This window comes from Limnoglobus sp., assembly GCF_059499385.1.
This window is the reverse complement of sequence record NZ_JCABYM010000054.1, coordinates 11,876-34,020: the sequence shown is the minus strand read 5'-3', so window position 1 is coordinate 34,020 and position 22,145 is coordinate 11,876. Positions and strand designations below refer to the sequence as shown.

At 66.7% G+C, this 22,145-nt stretch carries 17 protein-coding genes and 1 pseudogene; 15 read left to right on the top strand and 3 right to left on the bottom strand.

All coding sequences use genetic code 11. The features are described 5' to 3' along the window. The first annotated feature begins 206 nt into the window (after positions 1-206). The 12 genes and pseudogenes from AC5JJ2_RS10285 to AC5JJ2_RS10230 all read left to right on the top strand — a co-directional run bounded on the left by AC5JJ2_RS10285 (position 207) and on the right by AC5JJ2_RS10230 (position 13,789). Entirely contained in the window at positions 207-1,028 is an 822-nt protein-coding gene (locus AC5JJ2_RS10285; RefSeq protein WP_495857894.1) for an SDR family NAD(P)-dependent oxidoreductase, read from the top strand. Between the two features lie 64 nt (positions 1,029-1,092). Beyond that, positions 1,093-1,578 (top strand): annotated as a pseudogene (locus tag AC5JJ2_RS10280) (GxxExxY protein). Continuing rightward, positions 1,571-3,508 carry an asparagine synthase (glutamine-hydrolyzing) gene (asnB, locus tag AC5JJ2_RS10275; protein ID WP_495857893.1) on the top strand — a complete coding sequence of 646 codons (1,938 nt, stop codon included), beginning with the start codon at positions 1,571-1,573 and terminating at the stop codon, positions 3,506-3,508. The pseudogene AC5JJ2_RS10280 and the gene asnB overlap by 8 nt, the downstream one beginning before the upstream one ends. A 23-nt stretch (positions 3,509-3,531) precedes the next feature. Further along, a complete protein-coding gene (locus AC5JJ2_RS10270; protein WP_495857892.1) occupies positions 3,532-4,650 on the top strand; it encodes an ABC transporter permease in 1,119 nt (372 codons plus the stop codon). 14 nt (positions 4,651-4,664) lie between these two features. Next, the gene (locus tag AC5JJ2_RS10265) at positions 4,665-5,408 is read left to right on the top strand and encodes an ABC transporter ATP-binding protein (protein WP_495857891.1); all 744 of its coding nucleotides are present in this window, start codon (positions 4,665-4,667) and stop codon (positions 5,406-5,408) included. Positions 5,409-5,424: 16 nt separating this feature from the next. After that, positions 5,425-6,537 (top strand): HlyD family secretion protein, encoded by a 1,113-nt coding sequence (locus AC5JJ2_RS10260; RefSeq protein WP_495857890.1) that lies wholly within the window; start codon positions 5,425-5,427, stop codon positions 6,535-6,537. After that, positions 6,534-7,409 (top strand): phytoene/squalene synthase family protein, encoded by an 876-nt coding sequence (locus AC5JJ2_RS10255; protein WP_495857889.1) that lies wholly within the window; start codon positions 6,534-6,536, stop codon positions 7,407-7,409. Before AC5JJ2_RS10260 ends, AC5JJ2_RS10255 begins: the two co-directional genes overlap by 4 nt. A 148-nt stretch (positions 7,410-7,557) precedes the next feature. Further along, on the top strand, positions 7,558-9,963 hold the full coding sequence (locus AC5JJ2_RS10250) for an FG-GAP-like repeat-containing protein (RefSeq protein WP_495857888.1): 2,406 nt from the start codon (positions 7,558-7,560) through the stop codon (positions 9,961-9,963). Next, complete coding sequence (locus tag AC5JJ2_RS10245) at positions 9,960-10,340, top strand: hypothetical protein (RefSeq protein ID WP_495857887.1); 381 nt, start codon at positions 9,960-9,962, stop codon at positions 10,338-10,340. The genes AC5JJ2_RS10250 and AC5JJ2_RS10245 overlap by 4 nt, the downstream gene beginning before the upstream one ends. A gap of 36 nt (positions 10,341-10,376) precedes the next feature. Then, positions 10,377-11,771 (top strand): outer membrane protein assembly factor BamB family protein, encoded by a 1,395-nt coding sequence (locus AC5JJ2_RS10240; RefSeq protein ID WP_495857886.1) that lies wholly within the window; start codon positions 10,377-10,379, stop codon positions 11,769-11,771. A gap of 112 nt (positions 11,772-11,883) precedes the next feature. Then, the gene (ybiA, locus tag AC5JJ2_RS10235; RefSeq protein ID WP_495857885.1) at positions 11,884-12,345 is read left to right on the top strand and encodes a riboflavin biosynthesis intermediates N-glycosidase; all 462 of its coding nucleotides are present in this window, start codon (positions 11,884-11,886) and stop codon (positions 12,343-12,345) included. Positions 12,346-12,475: 130 nt separating this feature from the next. Then, a complete protein-coding gene (locus AC5JJ2_RS10230) occupies positions 12,476-13,789 on the top strand; it encodes a hypothetical protein (protein ID WP_495857884.1) in 1,314 nt (437 codons plus the stop codon). Positions 13,790-13,890: 101 nt separating this feature from the next. On the opposite strand, the gene tssH is transcribed toward AC5JJ2_RS10230, so the two are convergent. Continuing rightward, the gene (tssH, locus tag AC5JJ2_RS10225) at positions 13,891-16,545 is read right to left on the bottom strand and encodes a type VI secretion system ATPase TssH (protein WP_495857883.1); all 2,655 of its coding nucleotides are present in this window, start codon (positions 16,543-16,545) and stop codon (positions 13,891-13,893) included. Positions 16,546-17,065: 520 nt separating this feature from the next. On the opposite strand from tssH, the gene AC5JJ2_RS10220 reads away from it, so the two are divergent. Continuing rightward, positions 17,066-17,353, top strand: coding sequence for a hypothetical protein (locus tag AC5JJ2_RS10220; protein WP_495857882.1), 288 nt, complete (start codon positions 17,066-17,068; stop codon positions 17,351-17,353). 24 nt (positions 17,354-17,377) lie between these two features. On the opposite strand, the gene AC5JJ2_RS10215 is transcribed toward AC5JJ2_RS10220, so the two are convergent. After that, entirely contained in the window at positions 17,378-18,253 is an 876-nt protein-coding gene (locus AC5JJ2_RS10215) for a LysR family transcriptional regulator (RefSeq protein ID WP_495857881.1), read from the bottom strand. Between the two features lie 114 nt (positions 18,254-18,367). Between AC5JJ2_RS10215 and AC5JJ2_RS10210 the strand changes: the two genes are divergently transcribed. Further along, the gene (locus tag AC5JJ2_RS10210; RefSeq protein WP_495857880.1) at positions 18,368-19,912 is read left to right on the top strand and encodes a catalase; all 1,545 of its coding nucleotides are present in this window, start codon (positions 18,368-18,370) and stop codon (positions 19,910-19,912) included. Positions 19,913-20,062: 150 nt separating this feature from the next. Beyond that, complete coding sequence (locus AC5JJ2_RS10205) at positions 20,063-20,611, top strand: ankyrin repeat domain-containing protein (RefSeq protein ID WP_495857879.1); 549 nt, start codon at positions 20,063-20,065, stop codon at positions 20,609-20,611. A gap of 26 nt (positions 20,612-20,637) precedes the next feature. Here AC5JJ2_RS10205 and AC5JJ2_RS10200 read toward each other — a convergent pair whose 3' ends face one another. Continuing rightward, positions 20,638-22,101, bottom strand: a complete 1,464-nt coding sequence (locus AC5JJ2_RS10200; RefSeq protein ID WP_495857878.1) for a cryptochrome/photolyase family protein — start codon at positions 22,099-22,101, stop codon at positions 20,638-20,640. Between the last annotated feature and the right edge of the window lie 44 nt (positions 22,102-22,145).

Genomic DNA, 22,145 nt, shown 5'->3' with positions numbered 1-22,145 from the left:
GGGACGGCTTGTGCGCCCCACACCTCCGTCACCTCCTTATTGAACCTCGGCATCCGCGGCGGGCCGGCCCAATCGCCCCAGCCCGCCGAATTTGCCGGACGCGACGGCAAAAGTTGAGTGTTTCCCGTCGGTTCGCGGCCGTCGGTCGGTGGTTCGCCTTCCCATTCCTCATAAAATGACCTTCCGGATATGGCGCGAGGATCGGAATGCGGCGGGACGTGCGCGGTCGGGTGGTGCTGCTCACCGGGGCGTCGCGGGGCATCGGCCGGCGGGTCGCCGACCGGCTGGCGAAGCGCGGCGCGAGGCTCGCGCTCACCTCGCGCTCGGTCGCGGAACTGACCACGCTCAAGAAGGAACTGCACGGGACGGACGCGGAAATCTTCCCATGCGACCTGACCGACCCGGCCGCCCGCACGAAACTGGTGGCCGACGTGGTCGCCCGGTTCGGCGGGCTGGACGTGTTGATGAACTGCGCCGGCGTGTGCAGCTTCGGCGAGTTCGCGACGAGCGACGAGGCGATCAACCGCAAGGTCCTGGAGATCAACTTCTTCGCCCCGGTGGAACTCGCCCGGCTGTGCGTCCCGCAGCTGACGCGGAGTGCCGACGCCGGCTACCGGCCCGCGGTGCTGAACCTCGCCAGCCTGTGCGGGCGGTGCGGCATCCCGAGCCTGAGCGAGCACTGCGCCAGCAAGCACGCGTTCGTCGGCATGACGGAAGCCTGGCGGGGCGAGTTCGCCCGGTTCGGCATCGACGTGCTGCTCGTGCTGCCGGGCCTCGTGCGGAGCGACGACCTGAACCGCCACCTGCTCCGCAACGAGGGGCAGATTTACCTCGACTTCGAAGGGGCACAGCCGCCGGACGAGGTGGCGGATGCGGTCGTCCGCAGCCTGGAGCGGAACACCCGCGAGCGGGCCGTCGGGTTCGTGTCGTGGTGGGTCTGGTTCGGCAAGCGGGTGTTCCCCCGCGGCGTCCGGTGGTTCATGACGCGGAAGGTGCTGAAGTACCAACAAAGAATGGCCCGCAGATGACGCGGACTTCGACGCAGATGAAGAGGATGAAAAGACGGAAGAGATAAATGAAAGGAGGTGGGCGATGACGGCAGCCGGGTACAAACACGCCGAGGTGACCGACCAGATCATCGCCACCTTTTACAAGGTGTACAACACGCACGGGTGGGGATTCCTCGAAAAGGTGTACCAGAACTCGATGGAGGTGGCGTTTCAAAAACAGGGAATTGCGGCCATTCCGTAGGCGCAGATGAAGGTTTACTACGAGGGCGTTGAAGTCGGCGATTATTACGCCGACTTTCTCGTGGCCGGGTGCGTGATCGTGGAGTTGAAGTCGGTCGAACGCTTGGCGGACGAACACCACGCCCAGTTGTTGAACAACCTCCGGGCCACGGACATTGAAGTCGGGCTGCTGTTGAATTTCGGCCCAAACCAGAAATCAAACGCAAGGTGTGTGAAACGGTACGGCATCGTGTCTTGTCTTTATCCTCTTCATCTGCGTCGAAGTCCGCGTCATCTGCGGGCCATTCTTGAGGACTTGTTGAATGTGCGGCATCGCGGGGATGATTGACCTGTCGGGCAAGCGGCCGGCCCCGCGCGGGGTCGTGCCGGCGATGGCGAAGGCCATCTACCACCGCGGCCCGGACGAGGACGGGTTCCTCGACCGCGACGGGTTGCACCTCGCGAACACGCGATTGAGCATCGTCGGCCTCGCCGACGGCCGGCAGCCGATTGCGAACGAAGACCAGACGGTCTGGACCGTCTTCAACGGCGAGTTCTTCGACTATCCCGAGAAGCGGCAGTTTTTGGAGGGGAAGGGGCATAAGTTCCGCACGCACACGGACACGGAGATTCTGCCGCACCTGTGGGAAGACCACCGCGAGAAGCTGTTCGACCACTTGAAGGGCCAGTACGCCGTCTGCGTGTGGGACTCGAAGTCGAACGAGCTCGTCCTCGGCCGCGACCGTACCGGGATTTGCCCGCTGTTCTTCACCACGATCAAGCACGACGGGTCCGACTGGCTCTTGTTCGCCTCCGAGATCAAGGCGATCCTCGCCAGCGGCCTTGTGACGGCGAAGCCAGACCTCCGCGGGCTGAACCACGTCTTCACGTTCTTCGCCATGCCGGGGCCGATGACCGTCTTCGACGGCATCCAGGTGCTGCTGCCGGGCCGCTACCTGCACCTGAAACTCGGCCGCACGTCGGTGGAAGAGGCGACGAAGCAGCGCGTCTACTGGGAGGTCAACTACCCCGACCAAGGGCACGAGGACTACGGCCGGGACGAGAAGAAAACCGTCGATGCGTTCGAGAGCGTACTCCTCACGGCGGTCCAGCGGCGGCTGCGGGCCGACGTGCCGGTCGTGTCGTACCTCAGCGGCGGCGTGGACTCGTCGCTCGTCGTCGCGATGGCGAACAAGGCCCTCGGCCGGCCGATCCCGACGTTCACCATCTCCGTCAAGGGCGAGGGGCTGAACGAGGAGTCGGAGGCGCTCCAGGTCGCGAAGGCGCTCGGCTGCGAGCCGATCGTCGTGCCGTGCGGCCCGGCGGAGTTGCGGGCCGACTACCCGGAGTTGATCGCCGCGGCCGAGTGCCCGGTCATCGACACGTCCTGTCTGGGGTTGATGCACCTCGCCCGCAAGGTCCACGAGAACGGGTTCAAGGTCGCGCTCACCGGCGAGGGGGCCGACGAGTGGATCGCCGGGTACTCGTGGTTCAAGATTCACAAAATGCTGAGCTACACGGACGTCATCCCCGGCTTGGCGGTCCGTCTGCGGCGGCTCGGCGCGCGGCTGGCCGGGCAGCCGATGTTCGCGATGGAGCAGATCCGCCGTTCCCAAGCCGCGACCGGCGGGCACAACGGCTGGCTCGACTGCTACGGGCTGATGAGCCTCAACAAGATTCGGTTCTTCGCCGGCGAGTTGCGGGACAAGATGCTCGGGCACACGGCGTTCGAGGACCTGGAGCTGCCGCGGAAGCTGCACGACTGGCACCCGTTCAACCGCCAGATGCTGATCGGGGCGCGGGTGATGCTCCCCGGCCACCTGATGGCGTCGAAGGGCGACCGGGTGGCGATGCACTCGTCCGTGGAAGCCCGGTATCCCTTCCTGGACGAGGATGTGCTATCGTTCCTGGCCACGCTGCACCCGCGGTGGAAGCTCCGGCGGCTGACGGACAAGTACATCGAGCGGAAGGTTGCGGAACGCTGGCTACCTGCGGAGGTTGCGTGGCGGCGGAAGCACATGTTCCGCGCCCCGATGGACGCCTTCGCCACGAGCGGGACCGAAAAATGGGTCCAGCAGGTGATGAGCCGGGAATCGATGGCGAAGACGGGATACTTCGATTACGATGCCGTCCAGGTGGAGACAGCGAAACTGGCGAAGCTGAAGCGAGGATTCGCCCGCACGGGCTTGGAAATGGGCCTGACGGCGGTGACGGCAACGCAACTGTGGCACCACTTATACATTAGTGGCGACTTGTGCGAATTGCCGAAGGCCGTCTGACGGCGACGCGAATCACACGGAACATGGCGTATTCTTTACAGACACTCTGGCACGAGAAAACCCGCTACATGGCGGGCGTCGGGGCCGTCGCGTTCTCGGCCGTGCTGATGGCGCTCCAGTTCGGCCTTCTTCTCGGCCTGTTCACGATCACCTCGATCCCCGTCGATCACACCTACGACACGACCGTCTGGATCGGCTCGAAGGGGACGGAAGCCATCGACCTCGGCCAGCCGATCCCGATCAGCTACCTCGGCCGCATTGGGGAGCATCCGGGCGTGCTGCCGCCGGAGCCGTACATCGCGAACTTCGCCAACTTCCAGAAGCCGGACGGCGGGACCGACCTCTGCTTCCTGCTCGGCCACTTCGGGCCGGCCGGCGTGCCGGACGTGCTGTCGCCGGAGCTGCGGATCGCCCTCACGGAGCCGTTCGCCATCGTCATGGACGACTCCGACATGAAGCGGATGGGCATGACGCAGGTGAACCAGACGGCGAAGATCAACGGCAAGGAGGTGCGCCTGGTCGGTAGCGTGAAGGGGCTGAAGAGCCTCGCCGCCCCGTGGGTACTCTGCTCGCACTACACGGCGAGCGAACTTATGGGCGCGCTCCTGCCGCCGGACCACACGAAATACCTGCTCGCCCGGTGCGAATCCCCGGAACGGGCGACGCAGTTGGCCGCGGAGTTGCGGGCCAATTACCCGGACATGTCGGTCCACACGGCGGAAGAGTTCTCGACCAGCACGCGGCTGTACTGGCTGTTCCGCACGAAGGCCGGCATCGCCATCGGGTACGCCGCGCTGCTCGGGCTGATCGTCGGGGCCATCGTGACGGTGCAGACGCTCTACGCCGCCACGATCGCGAGCGCCAAGGAGTACGCGACCCTGTTCGCGCTCGGCATCCCCCGGTCGCGGGTGTACGCGATGGTCCTGCTCCAGGCGTTCTGGATCGGCGTCCTCGGCATCCTCGTCGCGTACCCGGTCGTGCTGCTGCTCGCCACCGGCGCGCGGGCGGCCGGCACGCAGGTGATCCTCCGGTGGGAGGTGATGGCGGGTACGGCCGTCGTCACCATGGCCATGGCGCTCCTGGCCGGGCTGATCGCCCTGCGGAGCGTGCGAAGTATCGAGCCGATGAGTCTGCTCCGTTAACGGAAGGCGGGACCGTGGTTGAAGTCGGCCGAGGAAGCCCGTGCCTGCGGGCCGTGAACCTGCTGAAGACGTTCGGCGACGGCGCGACGCAACGCACCGCCCTGCGGAACGTCTCGGTGGACCTGTACCCCGGCCAGCTCGCCCTCCTCATGGGGCCGAGCGGCAGCGGCAAGTCCACCCTGCTCGCGGTCCTGTCCGGGCTGCTCCGGCCGGACGGCGGGCAGGTGCTGACGCGGCCACAAGACGCCGCCGGGTTCGTGGACGTGTGGTCGCTCTCGGAGGCGGCGCGGGAGGAGTTCCGGCGGAAGCATACCGGGTTCATCTTCCAGGGGTACAACCTGTTCCCGGCCCTGTCCGCGGCGCAGCAACTGGAGATCGTCCTGAAGTGGGGGAACAACCTGACCGGCGGCGAGGCCCGCCGGGAGGCGGACGAGATGCTCGACCGCCTCGGGCTGCTCGACCAGCGGAACAAGAAGCCGTCCGCCCTCTCCGGCGGGGAGAAGCAGCGGGTGGCCATCGGCCGGGCGTTGGTGAAGAACCCGACGTTCCTGTTCGCCGACGAGCCGACGAGCGCCCTCGACTGGGAGAACGGCCAGGCCGTGATTCAACTGCTCCGCGACGCCGCCCACAGCCGCGGGGCGACGATTTTCGTCGTGTCCCACGACCAGCGGATGCTGCCGTACGTTGACGTGTGTTACCACCTCGACGACGGCAACCTGACCGAACACGAGGTCCCACTGGTCGTGGCCGGCGAGTGAGGACGGAGGAAGCCCGATGAGCCGATTCAAAGTCATCCCGATCGTGGCCGGCGTCTGCCTGGCCGCGGCCACGCTGATCGGCGCGAACCGACTCTCGAACGGTAGCGGCACCCCCGGCGGGGCCGGCGGCAACCCCGCGCCCCCGGCGAAGGTCGTGGAAGGACTAGTCGCGAAGGGGACGGTCGCGGCCGAGACGGAGCCGATGGCGTTCTTCCTCCCCGCGCACCTGCAGGCCGGCAAGGTCGCGAAGGTCCACGTCAAGGAAGGGCAGACGGTGAAGCCCGGCGACGCGCTGGTGAAGTTCGACGACTGGCAGCTCCAGGGCGAACTAAAGAAGGCCGAAGCGATGGTCCAGGCCGCGATTCGCGCCCACACGACGGCCCTCGGCAAGCAGGCGCAGCACGCGGTCCTCGTGGACAAGGCGAAGCTCGCGATCACGAACGCGACGCAGCAGCGGGACAAGGCGAAGGAAGTCCTCGAAGCCGTCCGCAAGAATTTCCAAATTCAATTCAGCGTCACCAAAACGGAGGGCAGTACTCCGAGGACGGTCCGCGACGAACCGGACTTCCTCCGGGCCGAGGCCCTCGTGGAGACGGCCGAGAACCAGATCAAGGAAAAGACCCTCGACCTTGCAATGTTGGAGAAGGAAGCCGTGACCGCGGCCGTGGACGCGGCCGTGTTCCAATCGCAGGCGGCGCAGGCGGAGGTCGAGCGGATCAAGGACGCGATGACGCACTCCGAGCTGAAGGCCGAGACCGGCGGCGTGATCGAGCGGCTGAACGTCGCGGCCGGGCAGGTCATGTACCCGCAGTCCCGCGTGCCGATGTTCTGGCTCATCCCGGACGGGACGCGGTACGTGAAGGCCGAGATCGTGCCGGAGTTCGGGTACAAGATTCGGGACAAGGACGGGGCGAAGGTCGTCATCTCCGACGACAGCGCCCCCGGCCTGACCTACGAGGGCACGGTCGAGCAGATCGGCACGGCGTTCCTCCCGAAGACCGGCGGCGTGGACCTGCTCAACGGCAAGCCGACGAACGTGCTCGAGGTCCGCGTCCGGGTGACCGACCCGGCCCCGGCCGGGAAGCCGCCGCTCCGCGTCGGCCAGCCGGTCCGCGTGACGTTCCCGTGACCATCGGCCGAATCCTTCTCGAACCTTCCCTTGCGGACTCGTACCGCGCCTGTCGCGCCGTCGTCCGCGCGTCGGCCAGCAACTTCGCCCTCGCGTTCCGCCTGTTGCCGCCGGACCAACGGCGGGCGATGGACGCGCTCTACGCGTTCATGCGGCTGACCGACGACCTCTCCGACGAACCCGGTGACGCGGCCGAGAAGCGGGCGAAACTGCGGTCCTGGCGGGACTCCCTTCAGGCCGCGTTTACCGGCGACGACTCGCACCCGATTCATCCGGCGCTGCGGGACACGATCTTCACCTTCCACGTCGATCCGAAGTTCCTGCACGAAGTCGTCACCGGCGTCGAGGCGGACCTGGAGCCGGTGCGGATCGGCACGTTCGCGGAGTTGCACGCCTACTGCTACCGCGTCGCGTCCGCCGTGGGCCTGGCGTGCCTGCCGGTGTGGGGCTGCCAAGACCCGCGGGCCGCGGCCCCCGGAGAGGCGGCGGGCATCGCGTTCCAACTCACGAACGTCCTCCGCGACCTCGGCGAGGACCTGGCCCGCGGCCGCGTCTACCTGCCGCAGGACGAACTCGCGAAGTTCGACTCCCCGTCGGAATCGTGGGTGGCCCGCGGCCCGGCCTTCCGCGCGATGATGCAATTCCAGGTCGAGCGAGCGAAGCGGTACTACGCCGAGGCCGAGGGGCTAAATGCGTTCCTCCCGCCGAGTGGCCGGGCGATCTATCGCGTCATGTTCCGCACGTACCGCGGGCTGCTCGCCGAGATCGAAGGGCGCGACTTCGACGTGTTCACCCGCCGCGTGCGGGTTCCGCGGTGGAAGAAGCTCGTGGTCTTCGCGTCGGCGTGGCCGGTCAAGTGGGGGTGGGCATAGGGCGTAGACCCTGAGCGGAAGCGACGGGGTGAAGGCACTCCACCCCGTCGCTTCCGCTCAGGGTTCCACGGCGTTACGCGGGAACTCTTGACTGGCCCCGGCGTCTCACTTCCCGGATACTGGTGACACCCGCTCGCGGAGGAACCCCATGTCCCGCGCTCCCGTCGCCCTGCTCGTCCTCGCCCTCTTCGCCTCACGATCGTCCGCCTACGTCGAGGCCCCGCTCTCCCTCGGGGCGATGATCGCGCAGTCCACGCACGTCGTCACGATGGTCGTCACGAAGGTGGACAAGCAGAAGAACCTGATCGTCTACAAGAAGGTCGAGGACGTGAAGGGCAAGCACCCGCAGGACGAGATCAAGCACAACATCGGCTTCGGCGGCCTCCGCCCCGGCGAGTGGCAGGAGATCATGAACTGGGCCGAGGTCGGCAAGGCGGCCGTCTTCTTCCACAACGGCGGCGCGAGCGAGACGTACTTCGGCAACAGTTGGTATCAGGCGTACCCGCAGGGCGAGTGGTGGGGCATGTCCCACGGCGAGCCGTTTCTCTTGCGCAGCTACGCCGGGAAGGCGGACAAGCTCGGCGCGGTGGTGCGGGACATCGTGGACGGCAAGGAGGTCATCGTGCCGTGCCTGATGGACGGGGACAAGGAGGCGCTGCACAAGAAGACCGCGAAGGTCCAGCGGCTGAAGGCGAGTCTGAAGTTGCAGGACTACAACCCGAAGCGGGACTTCGCCGGCTGGGGCGGGGACGACATCCGCCGGCTGGCCGGGATGCCGGGGTTCGACCGCCTCGGCTCGCTCGGGGCGACCGGCGCGGACGCGCTGGCCGCGTCCGCCCTCGACTTCGACGGCGACGGGAAGCTCGACGTGGTGCTCGTGGGCGCGAACCGCGTGATGCTTTTGCAGAACACCGGCGACGGCTTCTCCGAAGTGTCGTTAGGGTTGACCGGCGGGGCGCGGGCCGTCGTGTGGGCGGACTACAATGCCGACGGCCTGCCGGACGTGCTCGTCGCCACGGCCTCCGGACCGCGGCTGTTCACGAACCTCGGCAAGTGCCAGTTCCGCGACGACTCCCGGCTCTTGCCGAAAGAGGCGTGCTACAACCTGACCGCCGCCGCGTGGCTCGACGCCGACGCCGACAGCCACCCGGACGTGTTGCTCGCCAACGGGTTCCACGGCCTGCGGCTCTACCGCAACCTCCGCGGCCGGGACGCGGCGGCGAAGCTGCCGGTCCCGAAGCTCGGCGACTGGCACGCCGTCGGCCCGTTCCGGCACAAGGACGGCCCGCAGAAGAACTACGACACCGCGTTCGGCCCGGAGGCCGACCCGTTCGACCCGCACAAGGTCTACAAGGGCAAGCGGGACATGGAGGTGAAGTGGACGAAGGCGGACTTCGCCGACGGCGGGGTCGCGACCCTCGCCCCGTTCGGCGCGAACTGCGCGACGTACCTGCACCGCGAGATCGAGATGCCGGCCGCGGCTGACATCCCGGTGTCACTCGGCTCCCGCGACTCGCTGACCGTGTTCCTCAACGGCGAGCGGGTCCACGCGGACAACGCCCCACGGCAGGCGGCCGCCGATCAGGTGAGCCTGACGTTGAAACTGAAGGCGGGGAAGAACCGGCTCGTGCTGAAGGTCGTCCACGGCGAGGGCGAGGCGGCGTTCTACTTCAACCCCGGCGGCGGGCCGGGGAACAAGCCGCTGTTCGAGGACGCGTCCGCGGCGTGGGGCCTCGGCGGCGAGACGCTGAAGGGCGACACGCTGACCGTCGCGAACTTCGCCGGCGACGCCCGGCCGGACTTCGTGTACGCAGGGTTGCTGTTCGTCCACGCCGGCACGCGGTTCGAGCCGAAGGCCGATTCCGGCTTGAAATTCAAGGCCGGGAGGGTCGGCCCGGCGGCGGAGGACTTCGACGGCGACGGCAAGATCGACCTGTTCGTCCCGCAGCCGGACGGCGGGTGTAGGCTGTTCAAGAACGCCGGGAACGGCACGTTCGCGGACGCGACGGCCGCGGCCGGCGACGTGGCGAAGCCGATCCCCGGCGCGGTCGGCGCGGCGTGGGGCGACTTCGACAACGACGGCCACCCGGACCTGCTCGTGACGCGGCTGCGCGGCGCGAACGTGTTCTTCAAGAACAACGGCAACGGCACGTTCGCGGACCAATCGGCGGCGCTGGGGGTGAGCCAGAAGATTTTCAACTCGCAGGCGGCGTGCCTCGCGGACCTGAACGGCGACGGGCGGCTCGACCTGATCCTGGCGAACGAGGGGCAGGACTCGGCCGTGCTGTTCGGCGCGGCCGGCGAGGCGAAGCGGACGCCGGTGGTGCTGGCCGGCGTGCCGGTCGGCGGCAAGGTGACAGTGAAGGCGAACGGCCAACGGGTCGCCGGCGCGACCGTGACTGGGGCCGACGGCCGCGGCGGGCAGTCCGGGCTGGCCCCGCGGTTCGCGCTGCCGCCGGGGGCGTACAAGGTCGAGGTCCGTCACGGCAGCGCGGCCGCGGTCGAGAAGGACGTGACCGTCGCGGCGACGCCGGTAAGCGTGAAGGTGAATTGATTATCGACGATCAGGCGATGGGTGATGACATGGGCATGCGCAAGAAGTGGTCGCGGACCATTACGGTGAATGGCGTGAAGTACCGCTACCATGTAGCGGAGGATCAGTTTGATGGCCTGGGTTTGCACGTCTGTGTTCAACAAGTCGAACCTGCCGGACAGCGACTGTTAAGTGGGTTTAGGAAACCAATGTCCTGGAACGAAGTTGCACCGGGACACAAATTGGGTCAGGTCTTACCCAACGCAGTCACGCCGCGCGTGATTCGCGGTATTATTGTCGCCGGTTTAGAAATGGGTTGGAAACCGACGAAAACGGGACTCGGCTCGTTCCACTTACCTGGGCATACAGTAGTTGCACAACTACCCAAGCCGGCTTGACGCATCCTTATTCGATGCGACTTTCTGAGGGCTAGGATGCGAACACTTCTCCTCGTTCTACTGCTCACTCTTCCTTCCACCGCCGCCGACCCGTGGGCGACGTACCGCGGCAACCCGGCCCGCACCGGCAACGCCGACGGCGTCGCCGTCCACGAGTCGCCGAAAGTCCTCTGGGCGATCAAGTCGAACGATCACTTCATCGCGTCGCCCGTACCGGTCGGCGAGAACCTGTTCCTCTCGCGGCTCGGCGCGTTCAACCAGCCGCAACTCGACGTCGTCCCGTTGAAGGCGGGCGGCCAGCCGGTCTGGTCGAAGGCCGTGCCGTACCTGCGGCTCGCGTCCGTGTCGTCGCCGGCCGTCGCCGGGAACCTGCTCGTCGTCGGCGACGGCATGCACCAGGACGCCGGCGGCACGCTCCACGGCCTCGCCGCCGACACCGGCCGCCCGCTCTGGCAGCTCACCCTGCCCGGCGAACTGATCCACCTCGAAGGCGCACCCGCCATCGCGAACGGCAAGGTGTTCATGGGCGGCGGCGCGGCCGGGGCGTTCTGCGTCGATCCGACTTCGCTCACGCTCGACGGCAAGCCGGTCGCGGCCGCCGCCGTGCCGAACCTACAGGAGGCGAAGTGGAAGGAGCTGCAGGCGAAGTACGAGGAGGAGAAGAAGAAGGACCCGGCGTTCGCCGTGCCGCCGAGCGAGGACCAGTTGCTGAAGCCGACGCCGAAGGTCGAGTGGCGCAAGGGCGAAAAGAAGTGGCACGTCGATGCCCCCGTGAACGTCATCGGCGACAAGGTGCTCGTCTGCACATCGTTCCTCGATCAGGAGAGGGTCGGCGAGCGGGCGATCTACTGCCTGAACGCCGCCACCGGTGAGACGGTCTGGTCGCAGCCGCTGAAGTTCAACCCGTGGGGCGGGGCGTCGGTCGTCGGCGACACGGTCGTCGTGTCCGGCAGCTCCGTCGGCTACTACTACGCGCAGCTCAAGGGCGCGAAGGGGGACGTGGCCGCGTTCGACCTGAAGACCGGCAACCCGAAGTGGCGAAAAGAAGTCCCCGCCGGGGTCGTTGGGTGCGTGGCGCTCACGACCGACCTCGCGGTCTGCACGGCGACGGACGGCAAGGTGCGGGCGTTCGCCGTCACCGACGGGGAACGCCGCTGGGTGTACGACGCGAAGGTTCCGGTCTTCGCCCCGCCCGCGGTCGTCGGGAAGGCGGTGTACGTTGGCGACCTGCAAGGGGCCGTCCACGCCCTCGACCTGACGACCGGCAACGGCAAGGTGGTCGTCGATCTCGGCAAGGACGCGGCGACGCAGTCGCCGGGCATGGTGTACGCCGGGCCGATCGCGGTCGGCGGGCGGCTGATCGTGGCGACGTGCAACCTCGAAGGCCCGTTCGCCCGCAAGCCGACGTGCGTGGTTTGCATCGGCAATTGATGGAATGCAGAGGTCAGAGGTCAGAAGTCAGAGGTCAGATCGGAAAAACTGCCGACCTTCGCGACGGATACCCTCTCTGCATCTCACCCTCACTCACCTCGATGGAGTCCGTATGAGCGAAGCCACGCCACCGGCCGTCATCAACTTCTACTCCACCCGCGACGAGTACGGCTGCTTCTCGAACTTCTCGGCTCACCCAATCGTGCTGAAGAAGAAGACGTGGCCGACGACGGAACACTACTTCCAGGCCCAGAAGTTCGCGGGCGAACCGGACGAGGACGAGATACGTCAGGCGAAGTCGCCGATGATCGCGGCGCGGATGGGCCGGGACCGGAAGCGGCCGTTCCGCCGGGACTGGGAGGCGGTCAAGGAGCGGGTCATGCTCGACGCGCTCCGCGCGAAGTTCACCCAGCATGAGGACTTGAAGGCGATCCTGCTCGGGACCGGCGACGCGAAGCTGGTCGAGCACACGGCCAACGACGACTACTGGGGCGACGGCGGTGACGGGTCCGGGAAGAACCGCCTCGGCTTCCTCCTGATGCAGCTACGCGCCGAACTCGCGGCGAACGGGTGAATGGCTGACTTCTGACCTCTGACCTCTGACCTCTGACTTCTGTTCTCTGACCTCTGCCGCCCAACTCACCTTGTCAACCGTCCGGGGGAACTGTTACCTATCTCAATCCCTCCCGGAAGGACGCGCACGCATGCCCGTCGGCCTGGCCCTGACCGGATACCTGCACCCCGACCACCGGGTCAAACTCTCGGAAGCCCGCGAGTGGCTGTCCCGCGCCGCCGTCTGGTTCGAGACGGCCGGGGACGCCGTTTTGGAAACACGTTTGGCCCGCGACGCGGACGACAAGCCGCTGTTGCACATCCTGCTGCACCCGGTCGCCGACCCGGTCGAACTCCGCATCGGCGGGTCCGGGAAGGTGACCGTCCACGCCCGGACCGTCCCCGTCGGGCCGGGGTATCACGCCCACCTGTGCGAGCTGCTCAAGGAGTTCGCGGACGATTTCGAGTTCGCCTGGAATGAGCCGACGCCGGACCACGACCCGGCCCACTACTTCGCGACCGGCGACCGGGCCAAGCTCGAACGGCACTTCCTGCACTGGCTGGCGGCCGAGTGTACGGCCGCCCTGCGGAAGGCGACGCCGGCCGCGGCCGTCGCCATCGGGCTGCCGCGGCAGACGACGTTCCTGCACCCCGGTCCGGTGCTGACGCCGCTCGGCCCGCGGCCGGAGGCGTGGCTCAAGGAGGTCGCGGCCGACCCGATGAAGGGGTTCGACTTCTTCCCGTGGTGGTCGCCGGACCTGGACGCCGAATTCTACACGAAGCGGGCGCTGACGGAGTTGTGGGTCGCGTTCCCGTGGCGGCCGCCGCTGACGGAGGCCGAAGGGGAAGTCGTCGATCAAATCGCGGCGGACCTGGCGAACGCGCACGAGGCGGACCCGGCGGCGGCGAAGCCGTGGGGTGCGTGGGCGGAGGTCGTGGACGCCATCGAGCGGGACGCGAACCGGTTCACCGTCGAGCCGGTGTCGGCCGAGTTGAAGCAGCTCATCCGGACGACGGCGAACGGCAGCCGGCCGAAGCTCGGGTATCGGCGGCACGACCTGGTCGCAACGCTGTCCGGCGGATGGCACATGCGGATGCCGGGGCGGCTGGCGTTGAAGCGGGAGGACGACAGCCGGACGTGGACGGCTTGGGACGACACGATGACGGTCTGGTTCCGCGACCAGTCGCTCGGCCACCCGGAGCGGGGCCCGCTGCCGACGCCGCGGGAGGCGATCGCCGTCGCCCGCAAGAACCTGCCGCCGGGCGAGCCGGTCGTGAAGCTCGATAACGGTACGGTCGGCGAGGCGGTGTTCGGCCCGCACGTGGAGGACGGCAAACCCGTCTGGCGGCTGTGCGGCGTCGCCGCGGCCGGCCACCGGCTGGCGGTGTGCAACATCTACCTAACGCGGGAGGCCGACCGCGACGCGGCGGTCGCGATGTGGCAGTCGCTGCACCGGGTGCATTGACGGGTTGCGGACTCAAGGCGAGCGGGGGGCGTAAGCCCCCTGATTCTTGTTGCGCTCCCCGGAGAATCAGGGGGCTTACGCCCCCCGCTCGCCTTTGCCGCTCACTCCACGTCATACGTGAACTGCGAGTCCGGGCCGACGCCGACCTTCACCCGCCGCACCGGCTTGCCGTCGGCCATCCGGACCAGCACCTCCTGCGACAGCTTCGGCAGCAGCGTCCCGGTCAGGATGTGGTCCACGTTCCGCGCCCCGCTCTCGACCTCCGTGCAGCGGGCCGCGACCGTTTCCACCACGGACGGGCTGTACTCGAACGTCGCCTTGTGGTTCTCTTTTAGCCTGTCGCCGATGGCCCCGAGTTTCAGCTCGATGATCTTCTTCAAAACTTCTTCGCGGAGCGGGAAGTACGGGACCACCTTCATCCGCCCGAGCAGCGCCGGCTTGAACGCCTTCAGCAGGTCCGGCCGCAGAATCTCTTCGAGTTCCTCCGGCGACGGGACCTTCTTCGGGTCCGAGCAGACCTTCATGATCGTGTTCGTGCCGACGTTCGCGGTGAGCAGGATGATCGTGTTCTTGAAGTTCACGTCGTCGCCGTCGTCGTTCTGCAACACGCCCTTGTCGAACACCTGGTAAAAGATTTCCTGCACGCTCTCGTGGGCCTTCTCCACCTCGTCCAGCAGCACGACGCTGTACGGCCGGTTCTTGACCGCGTTCGTCAGCACGCCCCCCTCGCCGTACCCGACGTACCCCTTCGACGTGCCGACGAGCCGCGACACCTTGTGCGACTCCTTGTACTCGGACATGTTCACGATGACCATGTTCCGGTCGCCGCCGTAGAGGAGGTCGGCGAGGGCCATCGCCGTCTCCGTCTTCCCGACGCCGGACGGGCCGACGAGGAGGAACACGCCGAGGGGCCGCCGCGGGTCGCCGAGGTCGGCGCGGGCGGTGCGGATCCGCTGCGCGATCGCCTCCAGCGCGTGGTCCTGGCCGACGACCCGCTCGGACAGCTTGTCGCCGAGCGCGAGCACCGTCTTCATCTCGTCGCGGACCATCTTGCCGAGCGGGATGCCGGTCAGGCCCGACAGAACTTCGGCGACGGCCTGCGAATCGACGACCGGGTAGACGAGCGGCTTCTCCCCCTGGATCGCGGACAGCTCCGCGGACAGCCGCGCGAGTTCGGCCCGGTCGCGGTCGAGCGTCTCCGGCGGTTTCTCCTCGCCGGCCGCCTTCTCGATGGTCGAACGCAGCTCGCGGATCTTCGTGACGACCTCCGACTCCTTCTTCAACTGCTCGTCGAGTTTCGCCTTCAGCTCCTCGCTGATCTGCTTCCGCTGCTTCAACTCGCTCAGCCGCTCCGGGTTCCCGGCCGACACCTTGCCCTCGCGTTCGAGGAAGTTGATCTCCGTCGTCAGGTGCTCGATCTCGCGGGTCACGTCCTCCACGGCCGGCGGGGTGGCGCTCTGGCTGAGGTTCACGCGGGCGCAGACGGTGTCCAGCAGGCTGATCGACTTGTCCGGCAGCTGGCGGTCCGGCATGTACCGCACGGACAGCTTCACCGCCCCGCTCACGGCCTCGTCCAGGATGCGGACGCCGTGGTGCTTCTCCAGCATCTTCGTCAGGCCGCGTAGCATCCGCGTCGCCTTCTGCTCGTCCGGCTCGTCCACCTTCACCTGCTGGAACCGCCGCTTCAGGGCCGCGTCCGTCTCGAAGTACTTCTTGTACTCGGCGTACGTCGTGGCCGCGACCGTCCGTAGCTCGCCCCGCGCCAGTGCCGGCTTCAACAGGTTCGCGGCGTCCCCCTGGCCCTGCTGCCCGCCCGCGCCGATGAGCGTGTGGGCCTCGTCGATGAACAGGATGATCGGCTGCGGCGAACTCTTCACCTCCTCGATCACGTTCTTCAGCCGGTTCTCGAACTCCCCCTTCACCCCGGCCCCGGCCTGCAACAGGCCGAGGTCGAGCGTTCGCAGAATGACCGGCTTCAACGGCGGCGGCACGTCGCCGGCCGCGATGCGGAGGGCCAGCCCCTCGACCACGGCCGTTTTGCCGACGCCGGCCTCGCCGGTCAGGATCGGGTTGTTCTGCCGCCGGCGGGTGAGGATGTCGATGACCTGGCGAATCTCCGGGTCGCGGCCGACGACCGGGTCGATCTTCCCCTGCTTCGCCCGCTCCGTGAGGTTGACCGTGAACTGGTCGAGCGCGCCCTGGCTGCGGCCCGCCGCCGGGTCGCCGCCGGCCTCGCCGCCGCCGGTCGTCGCGGCTGTCGGCGCGGTGTCGAACTCGTCGCTCGGCAGCTTCGGCAGCAGCGCCTTCAAGTCCTTGAGCAGTTGCTCGCCGTTGATGCGGACGAGCGACAGCGAGCTGCGACTGATCCACTGCTTCAGCTTCTCGTCGCTCAGCAGCGCGGCCAGCAGGTGGCCGCTGCGGATGCCGGACGCCCCGCACTCGACGGACGCGACGACCCACGCCTCGCGGATCAGGTTCAGGATGTCCGTAGAGAGGGCCGGGGCGCGGCTGTTGCCCGTTTTGAACCGGTTGAGCGCGGATTCCAACTCCTTGCGGATGGCCGGGAAGTCGCCGTCGTACTGCTTGATGATGAGCGGGATGTCGGTGTTCGGCTGCTCCAGGAACTTGACCAGCCAGTGCTCGATCTCGACCTCGAAGTGCGTCCGGGAGAGCGTCAGCCCGGCGGCCGACTCGATGGCCTTGCGGCAGACGAGGTTGAGTTTCTCGAACAACAGGCGGGGGTTGGTGACGGCCATCGGTGAGCTTCCCGGAGAGTGGTGCGATGCGGGTCCACGGGCAACGGACGACGGCGGTAGTGTAGTCGGGCGGCGCGGGCCGCGAAACGAAAAACGCCCCGGCCGTGCTATGAAAGAGGGGCAGGAGCCGTGAACAAAAATACGATGGCTGGCAATTTTTCCAAGACTCGCTTGAAAAATACTTGCGTTGGCCTCGGTGATCGGATAACCCCGCCGCTAGTTTCTATTCCACACCTAAGAGGCCCTGACACAACCTCCGGCGACGCTTTTCAGATCAGGGCCGAACCGAGGTTGTGTCAGGGCCTCTTGGATACAATGGGTTGTACGCCGATCTCGAAGGTCTTATTGACAGCTTGAATTACGGGATCGGGACGATGAATCAGATGGCCGAACTCTACTTCCAGGCAACGAATATGTATAATATATACATAATCCCTCTTAGCGTACCTGTAAGCATACCAAGCAATCTACCCGCAGAGCTGTAATTGCCTGCTATTCAACATTAACCGAGGGCAAATACATGTTCCCAATCATCGCGAGCGCCGGCATGCTAATGGGCGGACCCAGTCAGGAAGCAGTTAGGGATTTCATCGAAAGGGCACGAGCGGACCTTGTTGAAAAACGGAAAATTGTTGACGATCTGAAACGTAAGGCTGGGATCATGGAGAAGCAGACGAAAGAGATTCTTGAACGGAATGAGAAAACTAAAAAGCGAGCCGCCGAGTACATCGCCAAGAAACAAGCGGAGGAGGCCGAGAAGAAACGTCAAGACGAGGCCAAGAAGAAGGAGTCAGAACGTAAGCCGTAAATCCCAGGGTGGGCACGGCCTACCTTACGCGATCCTATCACGCAAACACTCCACGAACGGCTCGAACAGCGGGCCGCGGAACCGGAGCTTGCTCCACGCCACGCCGACGGTCCGCGTCGGCTTGTCGCCCCAGATCGTCCGGTAGACGCGGCCCGCGTCGCGGTCCTGCCTCGCCGCCATCGCCGGGACCAGCGACACGCCCTGGCCGAGCCGCACCAGTTCCAGCACCGTGCCGAGTTGGTGCAACTGCGCCGTCACCAGCGGGGCCAGCGCGTGCCGGGCGCAGAACCCGAGCGCCTGCTCGGACAGGCAGTGCGCCTCGTGTAGCAGCACGAACGGCTCGTCCGTCAGGTCCTTCAGCCGCACCTGCGGCTTCGCCGCCAACTTGTGGTTCGCCGGGACCGCGAGGAGCAACTCCTCCGTGAGCAGGGCCTCAGTCGCCAGGTGGTCGCCGCGGACCGGCAGCGCGAGCACGGCCACGTCCAGTTCGCCGTCGGTCAGGTGCTTCAGGCACTCCTCCGTCGTGTACTCCTTCACCTCGACGTGCGCCGCCGGGTGCAGCCCGGCGAACGTCACCAGCACGCCGGGCAGCAGGTACGGGGCGATCGTCGGGATGGCGGCGACCGTCAGCCGCTCGGCCTTCCCGGCCGACCGCAGCGCCTCCCGCGCGTCGTCGAGCAGCCCGAGCGCGTACTCGACCCGCTCCTGGAACGCCCGCCCCGCGTCGGTGAGCGTCGCCCCGCGGCCGGTCCGGTCGAACAGCGACGTACCGAGTTCCAACTCCAGCTTCGCGACCTGTTGGCTGAGCGTCGGCTGCGAGACGTGGCACGCCTCGGCGGCGCGGGTGAAGTTTCCCAGCCGGGCGACGGCGGCGAAGTACCGAAGTTGGTGCAGTTCCACGGCAATAGGTCCCGACAATCGGAGGTATCCGATCTAGTGATACACGCTATCGCCCGGTCGCGGCTAGTATGATCTCGCGTTGACGATCTCGCCTTTCCTCTTCGGGAGTCGATCATGCTGAAGAAACTGCTCCTCGCGGCCCTCGTCGGCGTCGCCGCGCCGCCCGCCTTCGGCCAGCAACCGGCGGAGGCCCCCAAGAAGCCGATCACCGAGGACGGCGGCCAGCCGGTCGGGAACAACCAGAACAGCCGCACGGCCGGCGAGGGCGGGCCGGTCACGCTCGACAACTTCCACCTCATTCAGAAGCTCGCCCGGTTCGACCGCGAGCGGATCCCGGAGCGGGTCGTCCACGCCCGCGGCGTCGGGGCGCACGGCGAGTTCGTCAGCTACGGCGACCAGTCGAAGTTCACGAAGGCGAAGCTCTTCAGCGCGAAGGACAAGAAGACGCCGGTGTTCCTGCGGTTCAGCACCGTCATCCATCCGGGCGGCAGCCCGGAGCAGCTCCGCGACCCCCGCGGGTTCGCCGTCAAGTTTTACACCGAGGAAGGCAACTGGGACCTCGTCGGCAACAACCTCCCGGTGTTCTTCATCCGCGACGCGATGAAATTCCCGGACATGGTCCACAGCCTGAAGCCGAGTCCGATCACGAACCAACAGGACCCGAACCGGTTCTTTGACTTCTTCAGCCACGTCCCCGAATCGACGCAGATGCTGACGTTCGTGTACAGCGACCAGGGGACGCCGGCGAACCTCCGGCAGATGGACGGGTTCGGCGTCCACGCATTCAAGTGGGTGAACGCCGCGGGTGAGGTCACCTACGTGAAGTTCAACTGGCGGTCGATGCAGGGGCACAAGACGTACACCGGCGAGGAGGCCGCGGCCGCGAGCGCGAAGAACCACAGCGGCCACACCGAGGACCTGTACGAGAACATCAAGAAGGGGAACTTCCCGAGCTGGGAACTCGGCGTGCAGATGATGAAGCCCGAAGACCTGGACAAGTTCGACTTCAACCCGCTCGACGACACGAAGACGTGGCCGGGGATCGAGGAGGTGAAGGTCGGGAAGATGACGCTGAACCGCGTGCCGGAGAACTTCTTCCAGTTCAGCGAGCAGGCGGCGTTCGCTCCCGGGATGGTCGTGCCGGGGATCGAGCCGAGCGAGGACAAGATGCTGCAAGGCCGGCTGTTCAGCTACGCCGACACGCAGCGGTATCGCGTGGGGATCAACTACCTGATGCTGCCGGTGAACCGCCCCTACGCGGACGTGAGCAACAACAACCAGGACGGGAAGATGAACTTCGGCGTGACGACGAGTGACGTGAACTACGAGCCGAGCGTGACAACCGGCGGCCGCCGGGACACGGGCGAGAAGGAGTACAGCAAGGCCCCGCTGAAGGGCACGGTCGTACAGCAGCCGATCGCGAAGACGCTGAACTTCAAGCAGGCCGGCGACCTGTACCTGTCGTTCACCGACGAACAGAAGGCGAACCTCATCAAGAACCTGGCCGGCGACCTGGGGAAGGTGAAGAACGAAAAGGTGAAGCTGGCGATGGTGTCGCACTTCTATAAGGCGAACGCCGACTACGGTACGCGGCTGGCGAAGGCCGTGAACGTCGAGGTGGACGCCGTGAAGGCGGCGGCCGAGCAGTTGAAGGAGTAGTCGAACCACGCCCCCTGGCCCCGCCGCTCAGGGGCTGGGGGGCATCTTCATATAGCCGCCGGCTTGCCGGCGGGGTTTTTGAGACGACTAGCCCCCGCCGGCAAGCCGGCGGCTATATATGGCACACTTCCTTCCCAGGAACTCACCGCCATGTTTCCCACGATCCTGATTGCCGCGACGTTGACCCTCACACCGCCGAAGGCGGTCGCGATCACGCCGGAGGTCGCTGCGAAGCTGCAAGAGATCGCGTTCCAGGCCGCCCGCGAGGGGGACGCGGTGACGCTGAAGGAATACTTCGCGGCCGGCCGCCCGGTCAACGACGCCAACAAGCGCGGCGACACGCTGCTGACGGTGGCCGCGTACAACGGCCGGGCCGACGCCGTGGCGGTGATCCTGAAGCAGAAGGGCGTCGAGATCGACGCGAAGAACCGAATGGGGCTGACGGCCCTGACCGCGGCTTCCTTCAAGGGCGAGGTCGCCATCGCGAAGGCGCTCGTGGCGGCGAAGGCGGACGTAAACGCGGCGAACGACAGCGGCCAGACGGCGCTCATGTTCGCGGCGCTGGCCGGGCGGACGAAGATGGTCGAATACCTGCTCAAGGCCGGGGCCGACCCGAAGGCGAAGGACAAGGCCGGGAACACGCCGCTGAGCCTGGCGCAGACGCAAGGCGCGGACGACGTGGTGAAGCTGCTCAAGTAAAGTGGGCCTCGAAGACTCGACCCACCCTATGCGTGCAGCTTCTTCAGGAACGCCGCCGCGACCCGGCGGTGTTCGTTCAGCTTGTCCCCCAACTTCTCCTTCATCTTCACCATCACCGCCATCCGCGGGTTCGCGGCGAAGAACGCGGCGTGCTTGTCGATGAACCGCCAGTAGAGCGCGTCCCAGACCGCACACCACGGCCCCTTCTTGAAGTCGCTCATCTTCAGCACGTAGCCGGACCCGCTGACGTAGGGCTTCGTCGTCATCAGCCCGCCGTCCGCGTGCTGACTCATGCCGTACACGTTCGGGACCATCACCCAGTCGTAGGCGTCGATGAAGAGCTCCATGAACCACCGGTACACCGCGTCCGGCGACACGTCGCACAGGAGCATGAAGTTGCCGAGGACCATCAATCGCTCGATGTGGTGGCAGTACCCGGTTCGCAGCACCTGCCGGATGACGTGGTCCACCGGGTCGATGCCCGTCGTGCCGTCGTAGAACGCGGCCGGGATGTCGTGCGTCAGCTTCCAGTAATTGCGGGTGCGCTGCCGGCGGCCGTGCGTCAGGTACACGAGCCGGACGAACTCCCGCCAGCCGATGACCTGCCGCGTGAACCCTTCGAGCGAATTCAGCGGCACGCCCTTCGCCTTCAGCACGGCGTCGATCACCTGTCGCGGCGAGATCAGCCCTGTGTTCAACATCGGGGTCAGCACGGCGTGGAACGCGACGGCGTGCCTCGCGCTGATGGCGTCCTCGTAGTCGCCGAACTGGTTCAACCGCTCGGCGACGAAAGCCTTCAGCCACGCCTCGGCCCCGGCGTGGTCCGTCGGGTTGCGGAACGGTTCGTCGTCGCCGACGGCCTTCGGGAAGTTCGTGCGGACGTACTTCCGGGCCTCGCGGACGAACTCGTCCTCTTTCGGGAACGTCACGTCCGGCACGGCGACCGTCGCGGGCAGCTTCTTGCGGTTCTCCGGATCGAAGCTCCACTTTCCGCCGACCGGCTTGTCGCCGTCGAGCAGCACGCCGAGCCGCTTCCGCTGGGCGATGTAGAAGTCCGTGAAGAACAGCTTCTTCTTCCCGCGGACGAAGTTCTCGATCTCCGATTGCGGCGTGAGGAAGTGCGGGTCCGTGAGCGTCACCAGTTTGACGCCGTGCTTCTCGCACCCGGCCGCCAGCCGGCGGGACAGCCAGTCGTCGCACGGATCGACGACGCGGGCGGTCGCCACCTTCCACTTCGCCAGCTGCTCCGCCACGGCCGCCGTCGTCGGCACGTCGGCCGATTCGAGATACCGAACCTTGTGTCCTGCCGCCGCCAGCTTCGCGGCGTACCGCTTCATGCCCGCGCGGTGCAGGATCAGCTTCTGCCGGTGGAAGGCGTATTGTGTGAAGAACAGCGGCTCCTCGACGAACACGATTTCGGCCGCGCCGGCGACCGCCGGGTGCGGGTCGAACAGCTGGTGCGGGTAAATTAGCGCGGCGGTGCGGGTCACGGGCGGGAACTCTCCGGGTCGAAGTTTCGTCTCCATACTAAGTC